Source organism: Actinomyces sp. ICM47 (assembly GCF_000278725.1).
GTDB lineage: Bacteria > Actinomycetota > Actinomycetes > Actinomycetales > Actinomycetaceae > Pauljensenia.
The window spans coordinates 1-6,626 of sequence record NZ_ALCA01000069.1; the positions used below are offsets into that span (position 1 = coordinate 1).

Below are 6,626 nucleotides of genomic sequence, written 5' to 3' on the forward strand. Positions count from 1 at the left end.
TACGCGATGACGGGGCGAGGGTGCACAGCTTGCAGAGCACACGTCGCAGGGCGCAGGCAGGGGGAGCGTATGCCTAGCGGAGGTGCAAGCACCGAAGCGCTAGCGCGACGCGATGTAACGCAGGTCGACGGTCGCCTCGCGTAGGCGCTCGAGGTAGGCAGAGTTCGACGTCATCCACGGTGAGAGGACGGGCTGGCCGTCCTGCTTCATGAAGGAGTTCAGCAGATCCTCGCGAGAAAAACGAGTGGCGAAGAGGATCTGGCGCAGCTCAAGGCTGTTCGCCGCCTCGACGCTCAAGATGGGGTAGGTCGCGTGCGTGTAGCGCTTGACCCTGGGCCACGGCGTGTCGGTGATGCGCCAGCGGCCATCGGTCGGCGGATCGCTCGGTAGGACGATGGGACGCAGACGAAGATTGGCGCGGCGCAGCGCACCGAGCTGCGTGATCAGGACGTAGCTGGCGAAGGCCTCGCTGCGCGTGTCCATCGTGAAGCGCGTGCTTGGGTGGCGCTCGGACCAGCTGAAACGGTAGTAGCCCGATATCTCCCACATCGTGAAGAAGTCGGTGTTGTAGGACGAGAATGAGTGCCCGTAGCCGTATCCGTTCTGGAAGTCACTTTGTGCGACGGAAGTACCCGAACAGAGCTTCCCAATCAACGTCTCTAACTTCTCCAACATGCTCGGAGACTCCTTCGATGATGTTTTGCGTGATGAGTTCGTCAATCGTCATGGCAACCCATGCGCCCAGAGCGACCTTCTCGAGGATACGAACTTGTGGAGCATATCCGTAGGACCCGTGGTCTTCGTCGAGCAAACAGATCTCGATCATGACGTCCTCAGGCAGAGCGTTGCCCGTGAAACGGAACTGGTGGTAGAGCTCGTTGAAGTTGGCCGGCGGCCCCGAGCGGAACTCGGAGGGGAAGATGCCGCCGTTCATGATGGGGGTCAGATGGCGTCCGCCGACGTGGCCAATATGGTCGAGGCCGGTGATGTCGAAGGCTTCGATGAACTCGGCTTTGGAACGGAAATATCGATTGGTTCCGGGGACCTCGCCGTGGTCGCGATCCTGGCGCCACGCGGGGAACGTGGTCTTCGGTTTGGCGTATCGGGAGCGAAGCCAGGCGTTGGTCGACACCAGTTCGGGGTCAGTGCCGTCGGACATCTGGGCCGCCATGGAACCGGTGACGTCCATGCCCGCGCGATAACGTTGCCCGAGTCCCGCCTCGGCGTGGGGGAGCACGTCCCCGGGGCCGGGAGCGCGCACGGGGAACATCGCGCTCATGGGGGTCACGACTTCGTCTGGGTGCGGATTGTGCGGCTCAGGGGGCATGGAAGCTCGATTCTCTGTGGTGATGTCAGGTCAGGAAACGGCGGTCCCGGCCGCTATCGTCCTGGCGGCAGCGGGATTGGGGGAACCACGGACGGCTGTGGGGGAGTCGGGGAGGATTGAATAGGGGAAGAAAGGATTGGGGACACGGCACGCGTGGGAGCCTGAGGGCCGTGCGCAGGCTGTGCGGGTCTGTCCGCTGTGGGACGCTGGGGCGCGGAGCTGCCCCTGTTGCTGTGTGCGCGCGCTCCTGCGTGGGAGACAGTACTCGCTTGGGTTTGCTGTCCGGTGTCCGCGATTTTTGAGGCCACGGGCGAAGAGGCCGTGTGGGCGGGCTTGTCTGTTTTGCTGCGCCTCGGCCCCTTGCTTCCCTTATGCCCGCGGCTGGGCTTGGCGGGCTTTCTGAACATTGCCAGCTCGAGGGCGTTCATGAGCGGACAGACCATCTTGTTGTAGCGCTCGTAGTCCAGGCTGTAGAGTTCTTCGCTCACGCATTTGAGGCGCACGTTGGAGAATTGCACCTGCGTGTAGAAGAAGATCGACATGGGGACTTTGAACACCGTGGAGATGCCAGCGATTGCGATGCTTGAGGATTCGGGGATCGTCAGGACGTCGTCGCGTGACTTGATGCGCTGGCTTTTCTCGTCCACGAAAATCACGATTTCCGTGAAGTAGTCGAATGCGGCGTAGATCGCTTGGAGCATTTGCTGCCACGAGACGCGGTGCGTCAGCGTGAATGTTGACCGAATCCAGCCGCTATCGACGTGTTGTCCTTCTAGATACATGGCACTGCTCCTCTCGCGTCGTTGTTCGCCGAAGGTGTGTGGGTGTTCAGCCGCGGGTGGGGGCGGCGGACCCGTTGGGCTTGGCCGCGTGCAGGTGCATCATGATCTCCATGGAGTCCATGAGCTGCGACATCGACTTGTTGTACTTCTCGTAGGTGGTGTTGCGGAACTCTTGGTTGACGCTGCCGACGGATACCGCTACCGCTTGGCTCTGATTGCGGAATGTGATCATCAGGGGGGCGTTGAGGACCGTGGAGATGCCGCGCAGTATGATCGCGCGGTCTTCGGGGATTGTGAGGATGTCCGACTGCTTGGTCACGGAGATCTGCGTGCCGTCAACCAAGACCTGTGGGTTGGCGAAGTACGGGTACGCCCCGTGCACGGCCTGGAGCAGCTGGTCCCATGTGACGCGGTACGTCAGGTTGAACGTGGAGCGGATCCAGCCGTTTTCCTCACGTTCTTCAACGAGCAGCATGTCTCATCCTTATCGTGTCACGCGCGCATGAGAGCGCGCGTGAGGGGCATCCTATCAGTGAGCGCTCAGCGAGCCGCATCGATAGTTGCTTTGGCGGTCTTCAGGTCGACGCCGGTGCGGTCCCTGTATGCCTTGATGGCGCTGACGAGGCGACCGTCGGCCACCATCCGGAGTTCGGCATCCGTCAGCTCGAGGCCGGTAGAGACGATCGCGGATGTGGGCACGGGCACGGCGTCAATCGCGGCCTTGGCTGCCTTGAGGCTTACGCCGGTGCGGTCCTTGTAGGCCTTGACTGCCGCGATTTTCGGGCCCGTAGCCAGCAACTCCATTTCGGCGTCGCTCACTTCCAGGGACGAGGCCGTGGCGGGGGCGAGTGAATCAGTGGAAGAGACGGGTGAGGAGGGACCGGCCAGAGCCGAGATCCCGGCGTCCGCGTAGGCGGCGCGCAGGCGCGCCTCAAGGGTCGCGACCTGCTCCTTCAGTCGGCGGTTTTCGGTGCGCAGCTCCTCAATCTCGCTTGCCTGGCCGAACCACTTGCCCATGGAAATCCTCCATATCTCATTCTTACTTGTCCCTCCCATCCTACTCGCCCCGTCAGGACAGCGGACCACCGTTCGAGCCACGGCCTCGTCGATGAGAGGACCGCCGGGGCACAAACGCGCCGTGACCGGCAGAACAAGCCGCTCGCGCCGCGCGGGCCGGTAAAATAGCGGAGACACTGCGAGCCGCGGAGGAAACATGGCAGGCGAATCGTTCTTCGGGCAAGAGCCCACCCACGACGACCAGCGAGGCGGCATCCCCGCCGACCTGATCCCGTATCTGGAAGCGGCCGACGAGGCCCCCGAACCCGAGGACGGCGGTACGGCTGCCGACTCGCAGGCCGAGGAGAGCGAGCGCGAGGCCGCCCTGCGCGCCCTCGTCGAACACTCGCTGCTGCTGGGACCCGACCCCTCCGTCCTCGCCGAGATCGAGGGTGAGGTGGACGAGGACTTCGCCGACGACGCCGCCGAGGAGCGCGAGGAACGCGCCTCCCACGAGGCAGCGCTGGCCAAAGCCGAGGATGAAGTCTCGCTCGACGCCCGCGTGCAGGAGATCTACCAGTCCATCGTCGCGCGCGCCCCCGAGCACGACATCGACCCCACCCTCGACCGGGTGAAGCTCGCCCTGGACATCCTGGGCGACCCGCAGAACGCCTACCCGTCAATCCACATCACGGGCACGAACGGCAAGACATCCACATCTCGTATGATCGATTCGCTGCTGACCGCGTTCGGCATGAAGACGGGCCGCTTCACGAGCCCGCACCTGCTCGACGTACGCGAGCGCATCTCGCTGGAAGGCCACTCGATCACGCGCGAGGGCTTCGTACGCGCCTGGGAGGACATCGCCCCCTACGTCGGCATGGTGGACGAGCGCAGCCTGGAAGAGGGCGGCCCGCGCCTGTCCTTCTTCGAGGTCTTCACGATCATGGCGTACGCGGCCTTCGCCGACTACCCGGTCGACGCCGCCGTTGTTGAGGTCGGCATGGGTGGACGCTGGGACGCCACGAACGTCATCGACGCCGGCGTCTCCGTCATCACCCCGATCGCCCTGGACCACACCAAGTGGCTCGGCTCCACGATCGAAGAGATCGCGCGCGAAAAAGCCGGCATCATCAAGCCCGGCCAGGTCGTCGTCATCATGAAGCAGCAGGAGGCAGTCCTCGACATCCTCCTCGAGCAGGCGCGCACCGTCGACGCCATCGCGCGCGTCGAAGGCCGCGACTTCGAGGTCGTGGACCGCCAGATGGGAGTCGGCGGCCAGATGATCACCATCCGCACACCCTCCGCGGTCTACGAAGACGTCTTCGTCCCGCTGTTCGGCCAGTACCAGGCACACAACGCGGCCGCGGCGCTCGTCGCCGTCGAAGCCTTCATGGGCGGTCGCGGCCTGGATGGACGCATCGTCGAACAAGGCCTCATGAACGCATCGAGCCCCGGACGCATGCAAGTCGTGCGCCATTCACCCACGATCATCGTGGACGCCGCACACAACCCCGCGGGCGCAGCGACCCTGCGCGAAGCCATCGAATCCTCCTTCGCCTTCGCGCGGATCGCAGGCGTCTACGCAGCGATGGGAGACAAAGACGTCGAAGGCGTCCTATCCGAAGTCGAACCCTTCCTCGACCACCTCGTCGTCACGCAGATGCCGGGCGAACGCGCAGCCGACGTCGCACGCCTTACCGACATCGCACAGGAGGTCTTCGGTCCCGACCGGGTAGATGTGCGCGAGTCACTGGCCGACGCGGTCGATCGTGCAGCCGAAATCGCCGAGGCCGGGGCGCAGCCCTCGGATCGCAGCGGAGTCCTGGTGTTTGGCTCAGTGATGCTGGCCGGTGAAATGCTGGCGCTCGCGGGTCACTCCCCGCGATGAACTGAATCACCCCTGAGGCGGTCGCTCTGTGGCGGCCGCCTCAGTTGGGTTTTTGTATGGAACGTGGCACGATTATCTTGACTACAAGAAAAGATGAGCATTTTGCAAGGAGGCACCATGAAGAAGCTCGTCAATGATGTTCACGCCGTCGTCCGCGAAACCCTGGAGGGATTCGCCCTGGCCCACCCCGACCTCGTCGATGTTCACTACTCGCCGGATTTCGTCACCCGCGCCGTTCCTAAGGCCGAGGGCAAGGTCGGCCTCGTCTCCGGCGGCGGATCTGGGCACGAACCCTTGCACGCGGGCTTCGTCGGAGAAGGCATGCTGGATGCGGCCGTGCCCGGCGCGGTGTTCACCTCGCCGACCCCCGACCCGATCCTGGAAGCCACGAAGGCCGCCGACCGCGGGGCAGGTGTCCTGCACATCGTCAAGAACTACACGGGCGACGTCCTCAACTTCGAGACCGCGGCCGAGCTGGCGGACATGGAGGACATCCAGGTCTCCACGGTCATCGTCAACGATGACGTAGCCGTCGAAGACTCCCTCTACACGGCGGGTCGTCGCGGCGTCGCCGGTACCATCTTCGTGGAGAAGATCGCGGGCGCGGCCGCCGAGCGCGGCGACTCCCTGGAGGAAGTCACCCGCATCGCCACCAAGGTCAACGACCAGACCCGCTCCATGGGCCTGGCCCTGGGACCCTGCACCGTGCCCCACGCTGGCAAGCCCTCCTTCGACCTGGGCGAGGACGAGATCGAGCTGGGCATCGGCATCCACGGCGAACCCGGATACCGCCGCGGCTCCATGGAAAGCGCCGACGCCCTCATCGCCGAACTCTACGAGCGCGTGCGCGGTGACCTCGCCCTGACCGAGGGCGAGCGCGTCGTCGCCCTGGTCAACGGCATGGGCGGCACCCCCATCTCCGAGCTCTACATCTGCTTCCGCGCGCTCGCCGCTCTGCTGAAGAAGGACGGCATCGAGATCGCCCGCCAGATGGTCGGCAACTACGTCACCAGCTTGGAGATGCCTGGCGTCTCCGTGACCCTCATGCGCGCGGACGACGAGCTGCTCGAGCTCTTCGACGCGCCCGTGAACACGGTCGCCTGGAAGTAAGCAACGGTAGGAAGGAAGAAGGAGAGAGACGATGAGCCTGGATGTGCAGTGGGCACAGCGGTGGATCGAACTGTCGGCGAGTGCGGTTGCCGAGCACCGCGATTACCTGGTGGACCTGGACCGAGCGATCGGGGACGGCGATCACGGCGAGAACATGGACCGAGGCTTCCGTGCTGCGGTTGAAGCCCTCAGCGAGGCCCAGCCGGGCAGCGTCGCAGAAGTTCTCAAGACGGTCGCCAAGACCCTCATGTCCACGGTCGGCGGTGCTGCCGGACCCCTGTATGGAACCGCGTTCCTGCGCGCATCGAAGGCCGCGGGTGGCGGCGACCTGGACGGCGGTGGCGTGGCCGCCGTCATCGAGGGAGCGCTGAGTGGCATCCAGGCGCGCGGAAAGGCCACCACGGGTGAAAAGACCATGGTGGACGCGTGGACCCCGGCCCTCGAGGCCGCCCGCGCGACCGCTGAGGCGGGCGGAGACGCGGGCGTCGTCCTGGAGGCAGCCGCGACGGCCGCCGAGGCC

At 64.8% G+C, this 6,626-nt stretch carries 8 protein-coding genes; 3 read left to right on the top strand and 5 right to left on the bottom strand.

Going from position 1 to position 6,626, the window contains the following annotated elements:
- Positions 1-99: 99 nt before the first annotated feature.
- From HMPREF1136_RS04240 to HMPREF1136_RS04260, 5 genes are all read right to left on the bottom strand, one after another.
- Positions 100-675, bottom strand: coding sequence for a hypothetical protein (locus HMPREF1136_RS04240; protein ID WP_034504854.1), 576 nt, complete (start codon positions 673-675; stop codon positions 100-102).
- Positions 611-1,327 carry a hypothetical protein gene (locus HMPREF1136_RS04245; protein WP_232204172.1) on the bottom strand — a complete coding sequence of 239 codons (717 nt, stop codon included), beginning with the start codon at positions 1,325-1,327 and terminating at the stop codon, positions 611-613. Before HMPREF1136_RS04245 ends, HMPREF1136_RS04240 begins: the two co-directional genes overlap by 65 nt.
- Before the next feature lie 53 nt (positions 1,328-1,380).
- Positions 1,381-2,109, bottom strand: coding sequence for a hypothetical protein (locus tag HMPREF1136_RS04250; RefSeq protein ID WP_009648098.1), 729 nt, complete (start codon positions 2,107-2,109; stop codon positions 1,381-1,383).
- 46 nt (positions 2,110-2,155) lie between these two features.
- On the bottom strand, positions 2,156-2,584 hold the full coding sequence (locus tag HMPREF1136_RS04255; RefSeq protein WP_009648093.1) for a hypothetical protein: 429 nt from the start codon (positions 2,582-2,584) through the stop codon (positions 2,156-2,158).
- 65 nt (positions 2,585-2,649) lie between these two features.
- On the bottom strand, positions 2,650-3,126 hold the full coding sequence (locus HMPREF1136_RS04260; protein ID WP_009648092.1) for a hypothetical protein: 477 nt from the start codon (positions 3,124-3,126) through the stop codon (positions 2,650-2,652).
- A gap of 196 nt (positions 3,127-3,322) precedes the next feature.
- Here HMPREF1136_RS04260 and HMPREF1136_RS04265 point away from each other — a divergent pair, with 196 nt between their 5' ends.
- The 3 genes from HMPREF1136_RS04265 to dhaL form a co-directional block, all read left to right on the top strand.
- On the top strand, positions 3,323-4,996 hold the full coding sequence (locus tag HMPREF1136_RS04265) for a bifunctional folylpolyglutamate synthase/dihydrofolate synthase (protein ID WP_009648099.1): 1,674 nt from the start codon (positions 3,323-3,325) through the stop codon (positions 4,994-4,996).
- 117 nt (positions 4,997-5,113) lie between these two features.
- Positions 5,114-6,106, top strand: a complete 993-nt coding sequence (gene dhaK / locus HMPREF1136_RS04270; RefSeq protein ID WP_009648097.1) for a dihydroxyacetone kinase subunit DhaK — start codon at positions 5,114-5,116, stop codon at positions 6,104-6,106.
- Positions 6,107-6,137: 31 nt separating this feature from the next.
- Positions 6,138-6,626 (top strand): dihydroxyacetone kinase subunit DhaL (gene dhaL / locus HMPREF1136_RS04275; protein ID WP_009648095.1); only part of this gene is annotated, 489 nt, incomplete at its 3' end.

What these genes read in the sequence shown, in the direction of transcription:
- HMPREF1136_RS04240 (WP_034504854.1), bottom strand. Translation starts at nt 675, where the DNA reads ATGTTGGAGAAGTTAGAGACGTTGATTGGGAAGCTCTGTTCGGGTACT.
- HMPREF1136_RS04245 (WP_232204172.1), bottom strand. Translation starts at nt 1,327, where the DNA reads ATGCCCCCTGAGCCGCACAATCCGCACCCAGACGAAGTCGTGACCCCC.
- HMPREF1136_RS04250 (WP_009648098.1), bottom strand. Translation starts at nt 2,109, where the DNA reads ATGTATCTAGAAGGACAACACGTCGATAGCGGCTGGATTCGGTCAACA.
- HMPREF1136_RS04255 (WP_009648093.1), bottom strand. Translation starts at nt 2,584, where the DNA reads ATGCTGCTCGTTGAAGAACGTGAGGAAAACGGCTGGATCCGCTCCACG.
- HMPREF1136_RS04260 (WP_009648092.1), bottom strand. Translation starts at nt 3,126, where the DNA reads ATGGGCAAGTGGTTCGGCCAGGCAAGCGAGATTGAGGAGCTGCGCACC.
- HMPREF1136_RS04265 (WP_009648099.1), top strand. Translation starts at nt 3,323, where the DNA reads ATGGCAGGCGAATCGTTCTTCGGGCAAGAGCCCACCCACGACGACCAG.
- dhaK (WP_009648097.1), top strand. Translation starts at nt 5,114, where the DNA reads ATGAAGAAGCTCGTCAATGATGTTCACGCCGTCGTCCGCGAAACCCTG.